The organism is Pseudomonas tumuqii, from assembly GCF_013184545.1.
Classification (GTDB): domain Bacteria; phylum Pseudomonadota; class Gammaproteobacteria; order Pseudomonadales; family Pseudomonadaceae; genus Aquipseudomonas; species Aquipseudomonas tumuqii.
This window is the reverse complement of record NZ_JAAOJA010000028.1, coordinates 1-19,172: the sequence shown is the minus strand read 5'-3', so window position 1 is coordinate 19,172 and position 19,172 is coordinate 1. Positions and strand designations below refer to the sequence as shown.

The following is a 19,172-nucleotide window of genomic DNA, read 5'->3' as shown; positions in this document are numbered from 1 at the left end:
GGGAGGCGCGCACCGATCCACCCTGCGCCCTGATTGGAGAAAACCATGAGCCGCACCCCCGACACCTGGATTCTCACCGCCCACTGCCCGAGCGTGCTCGGCACCGTGGACGCGGTGACACGCTTCCTGTTCGAGCAGCGCTGCTACGTCACCGAGCACCACTCGTTCGATGACCGACTGTCCGCGCGCTTCTTCATCCGCGTCGAGTTCCGCCAGCCCGACGGCTTCGACGAGCAGGCCTTTCGCGCCGGCCTCGACGAGCGCCTGGCGCCCTTCGCCATGCACACCGAACTGACCCCGCCGGGCTACCGGGCCAAGGTGGTGCTGATGGTGAGCAAGGCCGACCACTGCCTCAACGATCTGCTCTATCGCCAGCGCATCGGCCACCTGGCCATGGACGTGGTGGCGGTGGTCTCCAACCACCCGGACCTGGAACCGCTGGCGCGCTGGCACGGCATTCCCTACTACCATTTCCCCCTCGACCCGCGCGACAAGCCGGCGCAGGAGCGCAGGGTCATGCAGGTGATCGAGGACACAGGCGCCGAGCTGGTGGTCCTCGCCCGCTATATGCAGGTGCTCTCGCCCGAGCTGTGCCGCCGGCTGGACGGCTGGGCGATCAACATCCACCACTCGCTGCTGCCCGGTTTCAAGGGCGCCAAGCCCTACCACCAGGCGTACCAGAAAGGCGTCAAGCTGGTCGGCGCCACCGCCCACTACATCAACAACGACCTCGACGAGGGGCCGATCATCGCTCAGGGCGTGGAGTCGGTGGACCACGCCCACTACCCCGAAGACCTGGTCGCCAAGGGCCGCGACATCGAGTGCCAGACCCTGGCCAAGGCGATCGCCTACCACCTCGAGCGGCGGGTGTTCCTCAACGCCAACCGCACGGTGGTGCTGCACGCCTAGACCGTAGGGTGCGCGGTGCGCACCGATGATGAAACGCAATGCTGGTGCGCGCAGCCTAGTCGGCCCCGCGCACCCCACTTTTCGGCGCAGTGCCTTGCCCGTTTTTTCGGCGCTGCTCCGCAACAGGCACAAGCTCCAGTGCAGGGCCGCGTGGCCGTTGGTCGCGCCTTTGTATCCACAACAGCAATGTTTATAAAAACAAAGGAGAACATCCAATGTCAGGTAATCGTGGCGTCGTCTATCTCGGCGCAGGCAAGGTCGAAGTACAGAAGATCGACTATCCGAAAATGCAGGATCCGCGCGGCAGGAAGATCGAGCACGGGGTGATCTTGCGCGTGGTGTCGACCAACATCTGCGGCTCCGACCAGCACATGGTGCGCGGCCGCACCACCGCCCAAACCGGCCTGGTACTGGGCCATGAAATCACCGGCGAAGTGATCGAGAAGGGTCGCGACGTCGAGAACCTGCAGATCGGCGACCTGGTCTCGGTGCCGTTCAACGTCGCCTGCGGCCGCTGCCGTTCGTGCAAGGAACAACACACCGGGGTCTGCCTGTCGGTCAACCCGGCGCGTCCCGGCGGCGCCTACGGCTACGTCGACATGGGCGACTGGACCGGCGGCCAGGCCGAATACGCCATGGTGCCCTACGCCGACTTCAACCTGCTCAAGCTGCCGGACCGCGACAAGGCGATGGAGAAGATCCGCGACCTGACCTGCCTGTCCGACATCCTGCCGACCGGCTACCACGGCGCGGTGACCGCCGGGGTCGGCCCGGGCAGCACCGTGTACATCGCCGGCGCCGGTCCGGTCGGCCTGGCGGCTGCCGCCTCGGCACGCCTGCTCGGCGCCGCGGTGGTGATTGTCGGCGACGTCAACCCGGTGCGCCTGGCGCATGCCAAGGCGGTCGGCTTCGAGATCGCCGACCTGTCCCTGGATACTCCGTTGCACGAACAGATCGCCGCCCTGCTCGGTGAGCCGGAAGTCGATTGCGCGGTCGATGCGGTGGGCTTCGAGGCCCGCGGCCATGGCCATGCCGGCGTGCAGCACGAGGCCCCGGCCACCGTGCTCAACTCGCTGATGGGCGTGGTGCGGGTCGCCGGCAAGATCGGCATCCCCGGCCTCTACGTCACCGAGGACCCGGGCGCGGTCGACGCGGCGGCGAAGATGGGCAGCCTGAGCATCCGCTTCGGCCTCGGCTGGGCCAAGTCGCACAGCTTCCACACCGGCCAGACCCCGGTGATGAAGTACAACCGCCAGCTGATGCAGGCGATCATGTGGGACCGGATCAACATCGCCGAAGTGGTCGGCGTGCAGGTCATCAGCCTGGACGACGCACCCAAGGGCTACGGCGAGTTCGATGCCGGGGTGCCGAAGAAATTCGTCATCGATCCGCACAAGCTGTTCAGCGCCGCCTGAAACCAACGCCTAACCTGGGCCGCCCCCGCGTGTGGGCGGCGCCAGTCTTTCGGGAGCCCTGTGGCTCCTTTTTTTATGGCTGGATTCCAGTGACGTGGTGCATGGCGCAACTCCTTGTAGGAGCGGCCGGGCGGCGCTCCTACGTATGGGGTGTTTTATCGTTTGCACGCTCTGCATGGAGTGATCGAAGTCTGTAGGAGCCAGCTTGCTGGCGATTCACGGCGACGAAAAGCATCGCCGGAATGCCGGACCGGGCACACGCGCGCCAGCGAAGAGCGTCAGCGTTGCAAGACCCGGATCCGCGACAACAGTTCGTCGCGGTCGATATAGCAGCCCTGGAAATGCCGCGCGCCGCTGGCCGGGTCGAACTCGCGGCGGGCGTGCAGGGTGCGGCGGTTGTCGAAGCACCACATCTGCCCCGCCTCCAGCCGGCATACCAGCTGGAAACGCGGCTGGCGGGTCAGGCCGATGAAGTGCCGGTAGGCGCGATACAGCTCGCTCATGCGCTGCGCCGGCGCGTCGAAGGGGCCGCGCAGGAAGTTGGCGATGCGGATCTCGCTGACGTTGCCCAGCGCATCCAGGGCGATCAGCGGCGCCAGGCAGCGGTAATCGCTGCGGCGGTCCTTGTTGCGGAACTCGATCGGCAGTTCGCACAGGCTGCGGAAGTCCTCCGGCGCCTCACGGCGCAACGCCTCGGCCACGGCGAAGCCATCGACGAAGACGCTCGCGCCGCCGCGGGCATCGTTGACCAGGCAGTGGAGGAACTGCAGCCCCGGCTGCAACTCGCGGGTCGGTAGGTCGGTGTGCAGCGGCAGGTTGAAGGCGGTGTAGGCGTTGCTGTCAGCATCGGCCTTGGACTGCACGTTGAATAGCACGCCGAAGTTGCTCTCGCGGATAAAGGCAATCCGCCGGGCGATGCCCTGCAGGCTGTCGACCGCGGTGGGCATGCCGGTGACCTGGCTGATGCCGAGATCGCGCAGGGCCAGCAGCCACTGCAGCAGGGCCTGATCGTCGTGCATCAGCGTCGGGTAGTCGAATACCGGCAACTGCTGGTTCATCTCCGCCTGCCACAGCCGACGGCTGCGCTGCTGTGCCAGACGCTCGGCCCGCGAGTCGTCGTCATAGGCGTGGGCGCGCAGCCAGCCGGGGTGATAGCGGCTGCGGTGGCCGCCCTGCCAGTCGATGTCCAGGTAACCGTCGGCGGCGATGGCGACCGCGAGCGGGGCGATGTCGGCGGCAACATCGACGATTTCCAGCAGCTGTTCGCGGGTCACGCTGTACACGCACTCGGCGCAGGGACAGTTGTCGCGCAGCCACTGATGATGGAAGGGGCTGAGACGGTCGTCGCTCCAGCGGAGCTCGAGCAAGTCGGGATGGCGCGCGAATTCGAGCAGGTCGGCGACCTGCGGATAGCTGCGGTAGTCGGCGATGGGGTTATGCACGGCACTCATGGGTGGTCTCCTGTGGTTCTGGTCAATCAGCCCGGCAAGGCGATCACCCGCCCGACCCAGGCGGGCGGCGGCAGGCCGCGATGCGCCTCGCCCAGCGCCAGGACCCGCGCCAACACCTGCTCGTCGAACGGCGCCGAGCGCGCGCTACGGCTGTCGATGTTCATCAGCATCTGCTCGCTGGCCGCCAGCAGCTGCTCGCCGCCCGGGTAATAGAGGCCGTGGTGGATATGCAGGCGCTTGCGGTCATGGGCCAACAGCTGGGTGCGCACCTCGACCTCGGCGCCGAGCTTGACCTCGGCCAGGTAGTTGAGGTGGCACTCCAGGGTGTACAGGGTGTGCCCCGTGCGCGCGCGCCCGGCCTCGTCGAGGCCGAGCCGGTCCATCAGCGCGTCGCTGGCATAGCTGAAGATCAGCAGGTAGAAGGCATCACGCAGGTGGCCGTTGTAGTCGACCCACTCGGGCTGGATGGCGGTGCGGTAGGGGGTGAGCATGGCGGGGTTGTCCTTTGTCTCGCGGTGTGGTGCCGGGTTGTGGGAGGGGCTTTAGCCGCGACACATTTGCTGTCGCACCGACCCCGTCGCGGCTAAAGCCTCTCCCACAGAGCGTCTGCGCTCAGCCTACTCGGCGAAGGCGAAACCGTGCTTCAGCTTGGTCTCGCGGATCGCCCCGAGCACCGCCAGCAGGCAGTCGTCGCGGTAGCGTTCCAGCTCGGCGATGCTGCGCTCGCCCTGCTGGGCGCTGGTGCCTTCGACCACCTGGTCGATCAGCTCCTCGGTCAGTTCCGGCGCCTGCAGGTAGGTCCAGGGCAGTTGCAGGGCCGGGCCGAACTGGGCCATGAAGTGGCGCATGCCGGCATCGCCGCCGGCCAGGGTGTAGGTCAGGAAGCTGCCCATGAACGACCAGCGCAGACCGGCGCCGAAACGGATCGCATCGTCGATCTCGCCGGTGGTCGCCACGCCGTCGTTGACCAGGTGCAGCGCCTCGCGCCAGAGCGCTTCGAGCAGGCGATCGGCGATGAAACCCGGCACTTCCTTGCGCACATGCAGCGGACGCATGCCCAGCGACTCGTAGACCTGGATCGCCGCCTGCACCGCCGCCGGCGCGGTCTTGGCGCCGCCGACCACTTCCACCAGCGGCAGCAGGTAGACCGGGTTGAACGGGTGGCCGACCACGCAGCGCTCGGGGTGCACGGCGTCGGCGTAGAACTCGCTGGGCAGCAGGCCCGAGGTGCTCGAACCGATCAGCACATCGGGGCGCGCCGCGGCGCTGATTTTGGCGTGCAGATCGAGTTTGAGCTCGAGACGTTCCGGCGCGCTTTCCTGGATAAAGTCGGCGTTCTCCACGCATTCCTCGATGCTGGCGACGAAGCGCAGCCGCTCCTGCGCGGCGCCGGGCGTCAGGCCCTGCTGCTGCAGGGCCGGCCAGGCATTGGCGATGCGCGTGCGCAGCGCCGCCTCGGCGCCGGCTGCCGGGTCCCAGGCGATCACGTCGAGGCCATGGGCCAGGGCGCGGGCGATCCAGCCGGCGCCGATCACGCCGGTGCCGAGGGCGGCGAAGGTTTTCAGTTCGGTGACGAAGGGCATGGTGGCTCCTGCTTGAATATTTCGTGTGGCATGGGTGGTGTGACGGCGACCCAGTTCAAGCGCAAAAGCGTCGCGGCTAAAGCCCCTCCCACGGATTTGCGCTGCTCTTGTGGGAGGGGCCGGGCGGCGTTCCGCTTTAGCCGCGAGCTTTGAGCTTCATCTTTTCGCGGCCCTCGGCTGGGGTCAGGGCGCGACCACCGAGGCGCTGGATGATCTCGACAGCACGCTCGACCAGTTGCGCGTTGGTGGCATACACACCGCGGTCCAGCCAGATGTTGTCTTCCAGGCCGACTCGCACATGGCCACCGAGGAGCATGGCCTGGGCGACCATCGGCATCTGCATGCGGCCGATGCCGAAGCCGGCCCAGGTGGCGCCCGTCGGCAGGTTGTCGGCCATGGCCTTCATGGTCGTGGTGTCGGCCGGCGCGCCCCAGGGGATGCCCAGGCAGATCTGGAACAGCGGGTCGTCGAGCAGGCCTTCCTTGAGCATCTGCTTGGCGAACCACAGGTGACCGGTATCGAAGATCTCCAGCTCGGCCTTGACGCCCAGCTCGGTGATGCGCTTGGCGCCGGCCCGCAGCTGCGCCGGCGTGGAGACGTAGATGAAATCGCCGTCGCCGAAATTCAGGGTGCCGCAGTCCAGGGTGCAGATTTCCGGCAGCAGCGCCTCGATGTGCTTGAGCCGCTCCAGCGGGCCGACCAGGTCGGTGCCGGCGCCGAACTCCAGCGGTTGCTCGCCGCGGCCGATTTCCAGGTCGCCGCCCATGCCGGCGGTGAGGTTGATGATCACGTCGGTGTCGCTCTCGCGAATCCGCTCGACCAGTTCGCGGTACAGCGCCACGTCGCGGCTCGGTTTGCCGGTGTTGGGGTCGCGCACATGGCAGTGGGCGACGGTGGCGCCGGCCTTGGCCGCTTCGATCGCGGCGGCGGCGATCTGCTTGGGAGTGACCGGGATGGCCGGGTGCCTGCCGACGGTATCGCCGGCGCCGGTCACCGCACAGGTGACGATGACTTCGTAATTCACGGTTAGGGTTCCTTGGTTCAGGCGAGCGGAAGCCGTGCGCGGCGAACCGCGCAGGCGCTTTAACAGGTTTACTTGAGTGCGGCGATGGCCGCGTCGGCGCTAGAACTGCCGTCGAAGGTGGTGACCCCGGCCAGCCAAGCCTGGACCACTTCGGGGTTGGCCTTGAGCCAGGCGCGAGCGACCTGGTCCGGCGCCTCGCGGGCCATGATCGGCTGCATCAGCTCGGCTTCCTGGGCGCTGGTGAAACGCAGGCCGCTGAGCAGGCGATCGGCGTTCGGGCAACGCTGGGCGAAGTCCGGGGCGGTGACGGTGGAGACGGTGGCGGCGCCGTCGTTCGGACCGAACACCTCCTCGCTGCCGGTCAGGTAAGTGATCGGCATCTGGATATTCATCGGGTGCGGCTTCCAGCCGAAGAACACCACTGGCTTGTTGTTCTTCACCGCGCGCGTGACCGCGGTGAGCATGGCCGCCTCGCTGGACTCGATCAGCTTGAAGCCGCCGAGGCCGAACTGATTGCTGTCGATCATCTTCTGGATTGCGGTATTGGCCCCGGAGCCGGCTTCGATGCCGTAGATCTTGCCATCCAGCTGCTCCTTGAAGCGGGCGATGTCGGCGAAGGTTTTCAGCCCCGCTTCGGCGCTGTAGGTCGGCACCGCGAGCACCGCTACCGCGTCATTCAGCGAGGGTTCGGCCGCCACCCGCACCGCCCCCTTGGCCAGGAAAGGCTTGATGTTGTCGTCCATGATCGGCTTCCAGTAGCCGAGGAAGACGTCGATCTGCTGCTTCTGGATACCGGCGAAGATGATCTGCTGCGACGCCTGGGTCTGGGTGGTTTCATAGCCCAGGCCTTCGAGCAGCTCGGCGGCGACCGCGGTGGTGGCGACCACGTCGGTCCAGCCGACCACGCCGATACGGACCTTCTGGCAACTGGCGTCTTCGCCGGCCAGCAGGGTGGAACTGAACAGCGTGAGTAAACAGCCAGCGGCGAGTGCGTTGAGACGTTTCATGGATGCTCCCAGCCTTACGGTTGATTTGATTATTGTGATGGAGCCTGGCGGCTCCCTCCGTACTCAGAGGTTGTGCAACTATCGAGCGCCGGGCGCCCGATGTGGCCAGATTACGCAGCGCTGTTGGGCAAAAAACGAACTATAACGACTAGCTGTTGAACAGAAGCGACCAGTTGGCTTGCACGGGCGCGCGTCGTGCCTTGTAGTACGGCGATGTGCAAATCGTAGGAGCGGGAGCACCCGCGGAGCGCCAACCATGCCCCAGACCCTGTGCTTTCTCCTGCTGCCCGGTTTCTCCATGATGGGCCTGATGGCGGCCATCGAGCCGCTGCGCGTGGCCAATCGCTTTCGCGGCGAGCTGTACCGCTGGCGCCTGCTCAGCCTGGATGGCGCCGCGGTGGCGGCGAGCAACGGCATGTCGCTCAACGTCGACGCCGCGCTGGAGCTGCCGGCCACTGGCGCCAGCCTGTTCGTGGTCGCCGGCTTCGAGCCGCTGGCCAGTTTCGACGCGCGCCTGGCGCACTGGCTGCACCGGCTCGAGCGCGAAGGCGTGCTGCTCGGCGGCATCGATACCGGCAGCTTCGTCCTCGCCGAAGCCGGCCTGTTCGGCCAGCAGCGCCTGACCCTGCACTGGGAAGCCATCGAGGCCTTCCAGGAACGTTACCCACGCCTGGCGGTGACCCAGGAACTGTTCGAGATCGACGGCAAGCGCATCACCAGCGCCGGCGGCACCGCCAGCCTCGACCTGATGCTCACCCTGATCGGCCGCGATCACGGCGAGGAACTGGCGCTGGCGGTGTCCGAGCAGTTCGTCCTCGGCCGCATCCGCTCGCGCCAGGACCATCAGCGCATGCAGATCGCCAGCCGCTATGACGTGCACAACAAGAAGCTGGTGCAGGTGATCGGCGAGATGCAGCGCCACAGCGAGCAGCCGCTCGGCTCCCGGCAACTGGCCGAGCTGGTCAACGTCACCCCGCGCCAGCTGGAACGCCTGTTCCGTCAGCACCTGCACGAGACCCCGTCGAACTTCTACCTCGCCCTGCGCCTGGACAAGGCGCGCCAGCTGTTGCGCCAGACCGACATGAGCGTGCTGGAGGTCGGCCTGGCCTGCGGCTTCGAGTCCGCCTCGTATTTCTCCCGCTGCTACCGCAGCCGCTTCGCCAGCAGCCCCAGCCAGGACCGCCACGAGCATCCGGCGGCCAGCGCCTGACACGCCCGGCCGACGGCTTATCCGTTCGCGACCTGTTCTTGACGCTTTCGGCAATACCCCGGTCGCTTTTGCACCCGGTCGCTGCGCCCCCCAGGGATATGCTCCCCACAAAGCGCCAACAACGGGTTTGGCGACAGCAGACAAAGGGGACAGCCTGATGAGCCCAGCAGAAGTACACGCCGACAGCATCGTCATCGACGGTCTGATCATCGCCAAGTGGAACCGCGAACTGTTCGAAGACATGCGCAAGGGCGGCCTGACCGCGGCCAACTGCACGGTGTCGGTATGGGAAGGGTTCCAGGCCACGGTCAACAACATCGCCGCCAGCCAGAAACTGATTCGCGACAACAGCGACCTGGTGATCCCGGTACGCAGCACCGCCGATATCCGCAAGGCCAAGGAGCAGGGCAAGACCGGCATCCTCTTCGGCTTCCAGAACGCCCATGCCTTCGAGGACCAGATCGGCTATGTCGAGGTGTTCAAGCAGCTCGGCGTGGGCATCGTGCAGATGTGCTACAACACCCAGAACCTGGTCGGCACCGGCTGCTACGAGCGCGACGGCGGCCTGTCTGGCTTCGGCCGCGAGATCGTCGCCGAGATGAACCGGGTCGGCATCATGTGCGACCTGTCCCACGTCGGCAGCAAGACCAGCGAGGAAGTCATCCTCGAATCGCAGAAGCCTGTGTGCTACTCGCACTGCCTGCCGTCCGGCCTGAAAGAACACCCGCGCAACAAGTCCGACGAGGAGCTGAAGTTCATCGCCGATAACGGCGGCTTCGTCGGCGTGACCATGTTCGCGCCCTTCCTGGCCAAGGGCATCGACTCGACCATCGACGACTACGCCGAGGCCATCGAGTACGTGATGAATATCGTCGGCGAGGATGCCATCGGCATCGGCACCGACTTCACCCAGGGCCATGGCCAGGACTTCTTCGAGTGGCTGACCCACGACAAGGGCTACGCCCGGCGCCTGACCAGCTTCGGCAAGATCGTCAACCCGCTGGGCATCCGCACCGTCGGCGAATTCCCCAACCTCACCGAGACCCTGCTCAAGCGCGGCATGCCCGAGCGCGTGGTGCGCAAGGTCATGGGCGAGAACTGGGTACGCGTCCTGGCCGACGTCTGGGGCGAGTAAAGCAAACACCGTCGTAGGGTGGGTTAGCCGCGCAGCGGCGTAACCCACCATGGCAGCCAAGCCGATAGACCGCTCGTGGGTTACGCCTTCGGCTAACCCACCCTACGAAGCGCCAAGCGCAAACCACGAATTCTGGAGTACTGAACACATGGCCACCCACGCCCCCGAAATGCCCATCCTGGTCGACGACGAAACCGGCGTCTGGACCACCGACGCCCTGCCGATGCTCTACGTACCGCGGCATTTCTTCGTCAACAACCACATCGGCATCGAGGAGGTGCTGGGCGCCGAGGCCTATGCCGAGATCCTCTACAAGGCCGGCTACAAGTCCGCCTGGCACTGGTGCGAGAAAGAAGCCGAGTGCCACGGCCTGGTCGGCGTCGAGGTGTTCGAGCACTACATGAAGCGCCTGTCGCAACGCGGCTGGGGCCTGTTCAAGACCCTGGCGATCGACCTCGACAGCGGCACCTGCGAGGTGCGCCTGGATCATTCCGCCTTCGTCTACGTCTACGGCAAGTGCGGGCGCATGGTCGACTACATGTTCACCGGCTGGTTCGCCGGCGCCATGGATCAGATTCTCGCCGCCAAGGGCAGCCCGTTGCGCACCGTGGCCGAACAGGTCTACGGCGCCTCGCAGGAAGGCCACGACCATGGCCTGTTCCGCGTCCAACCACTCTAAAAACAGAGGTCTGTGGGAGGGGCTTTAGCCGCGACAGCATCGCCGCTAAAGCGCCTCCCACAATCCTAAGCTCCGTGAGGATTGCCGCAATGGCTTTCGAAGCAATGTTCCAGCCGATCCAGATCGGCAAACTGACCATCCGCAACCGCGTGCTCAGCACCGCGCACGCCGAGGTCTATGCCACCGACGGCGGCATGACCACCGAGCGTTACGTCAAGTACTACGAAGAGAAGGCCAAGGGCGGCATCGGCCTGGCGATCTGCGGCGGCTCCTCGGTGGTGGCCATCGACAGCCCGCAGGAGTGGTGGAGTTCGGTCAACCTGTCCACCGACCGGATCATCCCGCACTTCCAGAACCTGGCCGACGCCATGCACAAGCATGGCGCCAAGATCATGATCCAGATTACCCACATGGGCCGCCGCTCGCGCTGGGATGGCTTCAACTGGCCGACCCTGATGTCGCCGTCCGGCGTGCGTGAGCCGGTGCACCGCGCCACCTGCAAGACCATCGAGCCGGAGGAAATCTGGCGGGTGATCGGCAACTACGCCCAGGCCGCGCGCCGGGCCAAGGAAGGTGGCCTGGATGGCGTCGAGCTGTCCGCCGTGCACCAGCACATGATCGACCAGTTCTGGTCGCCGCGAGTGAACAAGCGCACCGACGAATGGGGCGGCAGCTTCGAGGGGCGGATGAAGTTCGGCCTGGAAGTGCTGAAAGCCGTGCGCAAGGAAGTCGGCGACGACTTCTGCGTGGGCATGCGCATCTGCGGCGACGAGTTCCACCCGGATGGCCTGTCCCACGAGGACATGAAACAGATCGCCAAGTACTACGACGACACCGGCATGCTCGACTTTCTCGGCGTGGTCGGCTCGGGCTGCGACACCCACAACACCCTGGCCAACGTCATCCCCAACATGAGCTACCCGCCGGAGCCGTTCCTCCATCTGGCGGCCGGGATCAAGGAAGTGGTCAAGGTGCCGGTGCTGCACGCGCAGAACATCAAGGACCCGAACCAGGCCACGCGCATCCTCGAAGGCGGCTACGTCGACATGGTCGGCATGACCCGCGCGCACATCGCCGACCCGCACCTGATCGCCAAGATCAAGATGGGCCAGGTCGACCAGATCAAGCAGTGCGTCGGCGCCAACTACTGCATCGACCGCCAGTACCAGGGCCTGGACGTGCTCTGTATCCAGAACGCCGCGACCTCCCGTGAGTACATGGGCCTGCCGCACATCATCGAAAAATCCACCGGACCGAAACGCAAGGTGGTGATCGTCGGCGGTGGCCCGGCCGGCATGGAGGCGGCGCGCGTGGCCGCCGAGCGTGGCCATGACGTGACCCTGTTCGAGAAGAAGGACAGCCTCGGCGGACAGATCAGCCTCGCCGCCAAGGCGCCGCAGCGCGACCAGATGGCCGGCATCACCCGCTGGTTCCAGCTGGAGATCGCCCGCCTCGGCGTCGACCTGCGCCTGGGTACCGGCGCCAATGTCGAGACCATCATGGACCTGCGCCCGGACATCGTGGTGCTGGCCAACGGCGGCCATCCGTTCATCGAGCAGAACGAACACTGGGGCGCGGCCGAAGGCCTGGTGGTCAGCAGCTGGGACATCCTCGACGGCACGGTGACGCCGGGCAACAACGTGCTGGTGTACGACACCATCTGCGAATTCACCGGTATGTCGGTGGCCGACTTCATCGCCGAGAAAGGCGCCAAGGTTGAGATCGTCACCGACGACATCAAGCCGGGCGTGGCCATCGGCGGCACCAGCTTCCCGACCTACTACCGCAGCCTGTACCCCAAGGAAGTGATCATGACCGGCGACCTGATGCTGGAAAAGGTCTACCGCGAGGGCGACAAGCTGGTGGCGGTGCTGGAGAACGAATACACCGGCGCCAAGGAAGAGCGGGTGGTCGATCAGGTGGTGGTGGAAAACGGCGTGCGTCCGGACGAGAGCCTGTATTACGCGCTCAAGGAAGGCTCGCGCAACAAGGGCCAGATCGACGTCGAAGCGCTGTTCGCGATCAAGCCGCAGCCCTGCCTTGCAGAGAGCGGAGCTGGCTATCTGCTGTTCCGTATCGGCGACTGCGTGGCCCAGCGCAACACCCATGCGGCGATCTACGACGCGTTGCGCCTGTGCAAGGACTTCTGATCTAAACGCTGAACCCTGTAGGAGCGAGCTTGCTCGCGATGGCTGACTGACACTCAACATCGTCGTCGACGCTTACACCGCTATCGCGAGCAAGATCGCTCCTACATAGGCCTCGGTCAGTCTGCGCCTTTTGAGTTTCGATGAGTTCGGTAGGAGCCATCATGTTGAACACCTTACTCCCCATTCTGCTGTTCGCCGCCCTCGGCCTGGCCGTGCTCGGCGCCGGCAAGCGCTTCCTGATGTGGCGCCGCGGCCGGCCGTCGAAGGTCGACTGGCTCGGCGGCCTGCTGGCCATGCCGCGCCGCTACCTGGTCGACCTGCACCATGTGGTCGAGCGCGACAAATACATGTCCAGGACCCACGTCGCCACCGCCGGCGGCTTCGTCCTGGCGGCGCTGCTGGCGATCGTCGTGCATGGTTTCGGCCTGCACAACCGCATCCTCGGCTTCGCCCTGTTGGCGGCCTGTGGGCTGATGTTCGTGGGTGCACTGTTCGTCGCCAAACGTCGGCGCAATCCGCCCACAAGGCTGTCGAAAGGCCCGTGGATGCGCCTGCCGAAAAGCCTGCTGATGTTCTCGGTGAGCTTCTTTATCGCCACCCTGCCGGTGGCCGGGATCCTGCCGGCCGACTTCGGCGGTTGGCTGCTCGCCGCGGTGCTCGCCATCGGCGTGGCCTGGGGCGTATCCGAGCTGTTCTTCGGCATGACCTGGGGCGGGCCGATGAAGCACGCCTTCGCCGGCGCCCTGCACCTGGCCTGGCACCGCCGCAGCGAACGCTTCGGCGGCGGTCGCTCGACCGGGCTCAAGGCCCTGGACCTGAACGATCCAAAAGCGCCGCTGGGGGTGGAAAAACCCAGCGATTTCACCTGGAACCAGTTGCTCGGCTTCGACGCCTGCGTGCAGTGCGGCAAGTGCGAGGCGGCCTGCCCGGCCTTCGCCGCCGGCCAGCCACTGAATCCGAAGAAGCTGATCCAGGACATGGTGGTCGGCCTCGCCGGTGGCACTGACGCCAAGTTCGCCGGTTCGCCCTACCCTGGCAAAGCCATCGGCGAACACAGCGGCGGCCCGCACCTGCCGATCGTCAACCTGAACGGCAAGGCCCTGGTCGATGCCGAGACGCTGTGGTCGTGCACCACCTGCCGCGCCTGCGTCGAGGAATGCCCGATGATGATCGAGCATGTCGACGCCATCGTCGACATGCGCCGCCACCTGACCCTGGAGAAAGGCGCGACGCCGAACAAGGGCGCCGAGGTGCTGGACAACCTGATCGCCACCGACAACCCCGGCGGCTTCGCCCCCGGCGGCCGGCTGAACTGGGCGGCCGACCTCAACCTGCCGCTGCTCAGCGACAAGCAGAACGTCGACGTGCTGTTCTGGGTCGGCGACGGCGCCTTCGACATGCGCAATCAGAGAACCTTGAGAGCCTTTGTCAAAGTGCTGAAGGCGGCCAAGGTCGACTTCGCCGTGCTTGGCCTGGAGGAACGCGACAGCGGCGACGTGGCCCGCCGCCTGGGCGACGAGGCGACCTTCCAGCTACTGGCCAAACGCAACATCGCCACCCTGGGCAAATACAGCTTCAACAAGATCGTGTCCTGCGATCCGCACAGCTTCCACGTGCTGAAGAACGAGTACGGCGAACTCGGCGGCCACTACCAGGTGCTGCACCACAGCACCTATATGAACGAACTGATCACCTCGCAGAAGTTGAACCTCGGCAAGCACAAGGGCGGTTCGGTCACCTACCACGACCCTTGCTACCTGGGCCGCTACAACGGCGAGTACGAAGCGCCACGCAACGTGCTCAACGCCATCGGCATCGAAGTGAAGGAAATGGAGCGTTCCGGCTTTCGCTCTCGCTGCTGCGGCGGTGGCGGCGGCGCGCCGATCACCGACATCCCCGGCAAGCAGCGGATCCCCGACATGCGCATGCTCGACATCAAGGAGACCGGTGCCGAACTGGTGGCCGTGGGCTGCCCGCAGTGCACCGCGATGCTCGAAGGCGTGGTCGAACCGCGCCCGCAGATCAAGGACATCGCCGAACTGGTGGCCGACGTGCTGATCGAGGCGCCGCCCGAAGCAAAAAAGCCCACGCCGGCCAAGCGTGAAATGGCGGAGGTGCAGTGATGAACGGGAGACCACTATCTGTAGGCGCGCAGGGGGGCGCCCAGCCCTTGCTGGCGATCGATAGCTGGATCGCCAGCAAGCTGGCTCCTACTAAAAGCAGTCCGGAGGCCCACCCATGAGCGACATCATCCGCCGCGACCCGCGTGCCGAATGGATCGCACGCAACCGCCTGCACCCGCTGCATGCGGCGATGCAGACGGCCGCAACCAGCTGGATGGGGCCCAATGGCCTGATCCGCAAGAACCCGCACGCGGTCGGCTTCATCGGCCCCAACGGCATCAAGCGCATCGATCGCTCCGGCGCCGAACAGGGCGGCAGCCAGAAGCGCAGCGCCGCCAGCAGCGTGGTGCAACTGCCGCTGCATGTGATCGAGCAACCGGCGTTCTATATCGCCGTGGTGCCGGACCTGGTCGGCGGCCGCCTGAGCAGCCACGACAAGGACCTGCTCGGCCTGGCCAACAAGCTGGCCGGCAGCGAGGGCGCCGTGGTCGCCGTGGTGTTCGGCGAGCACAAGGAAAATGCCTTCGACACGGCCGGCGTCGACCGCCTGCTGCACCTCGACGGCGTGCTGTTCGATGGCTATGCCCCCGAGCAACGGGTACTGGCCTTGAGCGCGGTGGAAAGCCAACTGGCACCGCGCCACTGGCTGCTGCCGGACAGCCGCACCGGAGGTGGCGAACTCGGCCGCCGGCTGGCTGCCAAGCTCGGCGAACGCCCGGCCACGCGGGTCTGGCAGGTCAGCGAGGGCCAATGCATCGGCCGCGCCGGTGCCGGCCGCGCAGACCTGGTGCGTCGCGCGCCGCGGCTGATCCTGGCCGCCGTCGAGTGCGCCGAGCCGGTCAGCGATACGCGTCACGAGGTGCGTCCGCTCGCGTTGCAGAACCAGATCGCGCGCAACCTGCCGCGCATCGAGGATCTCGGCGCCGTGGCCGTCGACCCGGCGTCGATCCCCATGGCCGAAGCGGAGTTCATCCTCTCCGGCGGCAACGGGGTCAAGGACTGGGTCCTGTTCCACCGCGCCGCCGTCGCCCTCGGCGCCACCGAAGGCGCCTCGCGGGTGGCGGTGGACGATGGCTTCATGACCCGCGACCGTCAGGTCGGCGCGTCCGGCATCTGGGTCACCGCGCGGGTCTACCTGGCCGTCGGCATCTCCGGGGCGATCCAGCATCTGCAAGGCATCGGCGCCTGCGACAAGGTGATCGCGATCAACCTGGACCCGGGCTGCGACATGATCAAACGCGCCGACCTGTCGGTGATCGGCGACTCGGCGGCGATCCTCGCCGCGCTGATCGAGCGGGTCGCCGCCTACCGCCAGGCGGGAGAACGCGATGCGGCATAAGACCTGTGTACCTCGGATGCACTCCGGGGCCCTCAACACCGATCCCCGGATTGCATCCGGGCTACGGGTGAACCATGACTGATCTGAACATCATCACCCTGGTCTCGGTCGGCGCCCACCCGACCTCCGGCCGCGCCCGTCGCGCCGAGCAGGACGCGCGCGCGGTCGAACTGGGCCTGCGCCTGGCCGGCGACAAGCTGCAGCTGCTGCACGCCGGCGACCCGCAGGAAGAGGCGCTGCGCGCCTACCTGGGCATGGGCCTGGGCGAGATGGCGGTGCTCGAACAGCCGCCTGGCGCCGATGCCCTGCCGGCACTCACCGACTATCTACGGCATGCCGGCGCCCAACTGGTGCTGACCGGCAGCCAGGCGGAAACCGGCGAAGGCTCCGGCATGCTGCCTTTTCTGCTCGCCGAACAGCTCGGCTGGCCACTGGTAGTCGGCCTGGCCGAGGTGGAGAAGATCGAGAATGGCCTGGCCCAGGTGCTGCAAGCCCTGCCCCGCGGTCAGCGCCGCCGCCTGAAGGTGCGTCTGCCGTTTATCGCCAGCGTCGACAACGCCGCGCCGGCGGCCCGCCAGAGCGCTTTCGGCCCGGCCCGGCGTGGCCAGTTGCAGGCGTGCGAGGTGGCCATCGTCGACGACAGCCTGCTCGCCGAGGCGCAGTTGCAAGCGGCGCGACCGCGACCGAAACGGCTCAAGGTGATCAAGGCCAAGACCGGCGCCGAGCGCATGAAGGCGGCCACGGCCAAGGCGGCCGGCGGAGGCGGTCAGGTGCTCAAGGAGGTCTCGCCGCAGGCCGGCGCCGAGGCTATCTTCAAGTTATTGGTCGAGGAAGGCGTGCTGCGTTAAGCCATTGCCGCCACGACCTGAAATACCCAGGATGGGTTGAGCCCGCAGTGCTACCCATGCCGAACCGACGCCGCACCAACGGAGAACTGAACCATGATGCATGCCGACCTGATCGACCAAGAGGATTTCCGTGAGCGCCTGGTCGCCCTGGGCTTCCCCATCCCGCCAGGCGCCAGCGCCGAGCAGGCCTGCGAACAGGCCGTGAGCGGCCTGAGCCCGGAGCGGGCGCTGGTCTTGCGCCGGCTGATCGAGGACCTGCTGGGCGGCAGCGCCACCCTGCTGCCGGCCGTGCGCGAGGCCATCTCGCGCACCCTGCTGCCGGCGCTGGTGCCGCGCTGAGTCGAATTCGCAGGCCATGCAAAAGGGGCGCTCATAGCGCCCCTTTTGCTTTTCAGCACATGCCACATAGGTCGCCCGCTTGCAATCCGGGACATGCCCCGCCGCGGTCGCGGATATCATTGGCTACGCGGCGGTGCCGGTGCGCGCGGCGCACCCTACCCGATGCGACCGGAATGACGGGGTGCGCCGTGCGCAGCAATCGCCTCGCGCACAGGCGCCCGCTGGTTATGCCTGTCCCCTACAGGCGCACGCTGGCGAAGGTCGACTCGCCCTGGGCGCGGGTCAGGGCCGCCATGGCGCTGGACGAGGATGGCCGCATCAGGTCTTCCGGCAGCGGCACTAGCCCGACCACGTTGCCCGAGCTTTGCCCGGAACGCTCGTCGCGCGGCGGGATGCCGAAGTATTCGCGGTAGCACTTGGAGAAGTGCGGGGTGGAGACGAAACCGCACACCGAGGCCACTTCGATGATCGACATCGAGGTCTGCTTGAGCAGCTGGCGTGCGCGGATCAGGCGCAGTTTCAGGTAGTAACGCGACGGCGAGCAGTGCAGGTATTTCTGGAACAGTCGCTCCAGCTGGCGACGCGAGACGTCGACGTAGCAGGCCAGCTGGTCGAGGTCGATCGGCTCCTCCAGGTTGGCCTCCATCAGCGCGACTATTTCCTGCAGCTTCGGCTGGTTGGTGCCGAGCATGTGCTTGAGCGGCACGCGCTGGTGATCCTGCTCATTACGGATGCGCTCGTAGATGAACATCTCGGAGATCCCGGCCGCCAGCTCGCGACCATGCTCGCGACCGATCAGGTGCAGCATCATGTCCATCGGCGCGGTGCCGCCGGACGAGGTATTGCGGTTGTGGTCGATGGAAAACAACCGGGTGGTCACGGCCGCACGCGGGAAGGCTTCCTGCATCGAGGCCAGGCATTCCCAATGCACGCTGCAGTCGTGGCCATCGAGCAGGCCGGCCTTGGCCAGGGCCCAACTGCCGGTGCACACGGCACCCATTTGCCGACCTTGACGCGCCTGCACCTGCAGCCAGTGCAGGTGCTCGCGGGTGACGCTGTGCTGAATGTCCACCCCGCCGCAGACGATCACCGCGTCCAGCGCCGGCGCATTGCTCAGGCCGGCGTCCGGGGTGATCTGCAGACCGTCGCTGGCGAACACCGGCTGGCCGTTCTGGGTCAGGGTGTGCCAGCGGTAGAGTTCCTTGCCGGAGAGCTGGTTGGCCATGCGCAGGGGCTCGACTGCCGACGCCAATGAAATCAGGGTGAAGTTGTCCAGCAGCAGAAAACCGATGGACTGGGGAACACGGTTCTGGGGCTGCGCCCCTGGAGTGAACTGCGACATGAATCAAACCCTCACGCTAAAGCACGGTGTTGAGCCGCCGCTCATGGCGAGGCTCTATTTTTGTGGTTCTGGCAAACGACAACCCCAGATTGGCCTGAATAACAACGCAAAGGTCGTGCCTAAACTGTTTGAACGTTCAATATAAATACAAGGATTTATCCAAGGCCCGTGCCACAGGGCTTTTGCAGGAGCGACAGAAGCATTCTGTTTGCGACCGCGAGCACCCGGGGGACGGGCCTCATGAGCATTTCGGTAGCACTCGCCGAAACCCTCGCTGTCACCTCGTTACGTGCGGAAATGACCGGCGTAACCACGCAGTAACAGACCGCCTGACCGGGCGGTCACGGTGGCCTCTGCGCACGTCCGGGCGGACGCGCACCAAAAGTTGGCAAGCGCCCCGGACAGGGGCGCGAGTGGGGCGGTCATGGCCGCTATCGACCTCGCCTCAACCAGCATGCCGAGCAGCATCACTCAGCATTCGATGGCACTCACCGCCAGACCGCCGCGCGAGGTTTCCTTGTACTTGTCGTGCATGTCGGCGCCGGTGTCGCGCATGGTGCGGATCACCCGGTCGAGCGAGATGAAGTGCTGGCCGTCGCCGCGCAGGGCCATCTGCGC

General features: G+C 66.2%; 17 protein-coding genes. 10 read left to right on the top strand and 7 right to left on the bottom strand.

Annotation, left to right across the window (positions count from 1 at the left end):
- Positions 1–45: 45 nt before the first annotated feature.
- A complete protein-coding gene (gene purU, locus G9C89_RS24275; RefSeq protein WP_172153186.1) occupies positions 46–909 on the top strand; it encodes a formyltetrahydrofolate deformylase in 864 nt (287 codons plus the stop codon).
- 215 nt (positions 910–1,124) lie between these two features.
- Positions 1,125–2,324: a formaldehyde dehydrogenase, glutathione-independent gene (fdhA, locus tag G9C89_RS24270; RefSeq protein WP_172153184.1), complete on the top strand. Its 1,200-nt coding sequence runs from the start codon at positions 1,125–1,127 to the stop codon at positions 2,322–2,324.
- A gap of 278 nt (positions 2,325–2,602) precedes the next feature.
- Here fdhA and G9C89_RS24265 read toward each other — a convergent pair whose 3' ends face one another.
- From G9C89_RS24265 to choX, 5 genes are all read right to left on the bottom strand, one after another.
- Positions 2,603–3,775 (bottom strand): gamma-butyrobetaine dioxygenase, encoded by a 1,173-nt coding sequence (locus G9C89_RS24265; protein ID WP_172153182.1) that lies wholly within the window; start codon positions 3,773–3,775, stop codon positions 2,603–2,605.
- 26 nt (positions 3,776–3,801) lie between these two features.
- Complete coding sequence (locus tag G9C89_RS24260) at positions 3,802–4,266, bottom strand: thioesterase family protein (RefSeq protein ID WP_172153180.1); 465 nt, start codon at positions 4,264–4,266, stop codon at positions 3,802–3,804.
- A gap of 126 nt (positions 4,267–4,392) precedes the next feature.
- Positions 4,393–5,358, bottom strand: a complete 966-nt coding sequence (locus G9C89_RS24255; protein WP_172153179.1) for an L-carnitine dehydrogenase — start codon at positions 5,356–5,358, stop codon at positions 4,393–4,395.
- Between the two features lie 136 nt (positions 5,359–5,494).
- Positions 5,495–6,382 carry a BKACE family enzyme gene (locus G9C89_RS24250; RefSeq protein ID WP_172153177.1) on the bottom strand — a complete coding sequence of 296 codons (888 nt, stop codon included), beginning with the start codon at positions 6,380–6,382 and terminating at the stop codon, positions 5,495–5,497.
- Positions 6,383–6,450: 68 nt separating this feature from the next.
- Positions 6,451–7,389: a choline ABC transporter substrate-binding protein gene (choX, locus tag G9C89_RS24245; RefSeq protein ID WP_172153175.1), complete on the bottom strand. Its 939-nt coding sequence runs from the start codon at positions 7,387–7,389 to the stop codon at positions 6,451–6,453.
- A 256-nt stretch (positions 7,390–7,645) separates the two neighbouring features.
- Here choX and G9C89_RS24240 point away from each other — a divergent pair, with 256 nt between their 5' ends.
- The 8 genes from G9C89_RS24240 to G9C89_RS24205 all read left to right on the top strand — a co-directional run bounded on the left by G9C89_RS24240 (position 7,646) and on the right by G9C89_RS24205 (position 17,212).
- Positions 7,646–8,599 (top strand): GlxA family transcriptional regulator, encoded by a 954-nt coding sequence (locus tag G9C89_RS24240; RefSeq protein WP_172153173.1) that lies wholly within the window; start codon positions 7,646–7,648, stop codon positions 8,597–8,599.
- 157 nt (positions 8,600–8,756) lie between these two features.
- Complete coding sequence (locus tag G9C89_RS24235; RefSeq protein WP_172153171.1) at positions 8,757–9,734, top strand: dipeptidase; 978 nt, start codon at positions 8,757–8,759, stop codon at positions 9,732–9,734.
- 148 nt (positions 9,735–9,882) lie between these two features.
- Positions 9,883–10,413, top strand: a complete 531-nt coding sequence (locus G9C89_RS24230) for a 4-vinyl reductase (protein WP_172153169.1) — start codon at positions 9,883–9,885, stop codon at positions 10,411–10,413.
- Positions 10,414–10,502: 89 nt separating this feature from the next.
- A complete protein-coding gene (dgcA, locus tag G9C89_RS24225) occupies positions 10,503–12,563 on the top strand; it encodes a dimethylglycine demethylation protein DgcA (protein WP_172153167.1) in 2,061 nt (686 codons plus the stop codon).
- A gap of 161 nt (positions 12,564–12,724) precedes the next feature.
- Entirely contained in the window at positions 12,725–14,686 is a 1,962-nt protein-coding gene (dgcB, locus tag G9C89_RS24220) for a dimethylglycine demethylation protein DgcB (protein WP_172153165.1), read from the top strand.
- A gap of 115 nt (positions 14,687–14,801) precedes the next feature.
- Entirely contained in the window at positions 14,802–16,025 is a 1,224-nt protein-coding gene (gene etfA / locus G9C89_RS24215; RefSeq protein ID WP_172153163.1) for an electron transfer flavoprotein subunit alpha, read from the top strand.
- A gap of 74 nt (positions 16,026–16,099) precedes the next feature.
- Positions 16,100–16,873 carry an electron transfer flavoprotein subunit beta gene (etfB, locus tag G9C89_RS24210; RefSeq protein ID WP_172153161.1) on the top strand — a complete coding sequence of 258 codons (774 nt, stop codon included), beginning with the start codon at positions 16,100–16,102 and terminating at the stop codon, positions 16,871–16,873.
- A gap of 93 nt (positions 16,874–16,966) precedes the next feature.
- Positions 16,967–17,212, top strand: coding sequence for a hypothetical protein (locus G9C89_RS24205; protein ID WP_172153159.1), 246 nt, complete (start codon positions 16,967–16,969; stop codon positions 17,210–17,212).
- A 238-nt stretch (positions 17,213–17,450) separates the two neighbouring features.
- Here G9C89_RS24205 and gbdR read toward each other — a convergent pair whose 3' ends face one another.
- Positions 17,451–18,554, bottom strand: a complete 1,104-nt coding sequence (gene gbdR, locus G9C89_RS24200; RefSeq protein ID WP_172153157.1) for a choline metabolism transcriptional regulator GbdR — start codon at positions 18,552–18,554, stop codon at positions 17,451–17,453.
- A 471-nt stretch (positions 18,555–19,025) separates the two neighbouring features.
- On the bottom strand, positions 19,026–19,172 hold a 147-nt coding region (locus G9C89_RS24195; RefSeq protein ID WP_172153155.1), incomplete at its 5' end, for an L-serine ammonia-lyase, iron-sulfur-dependent, subunit alpha.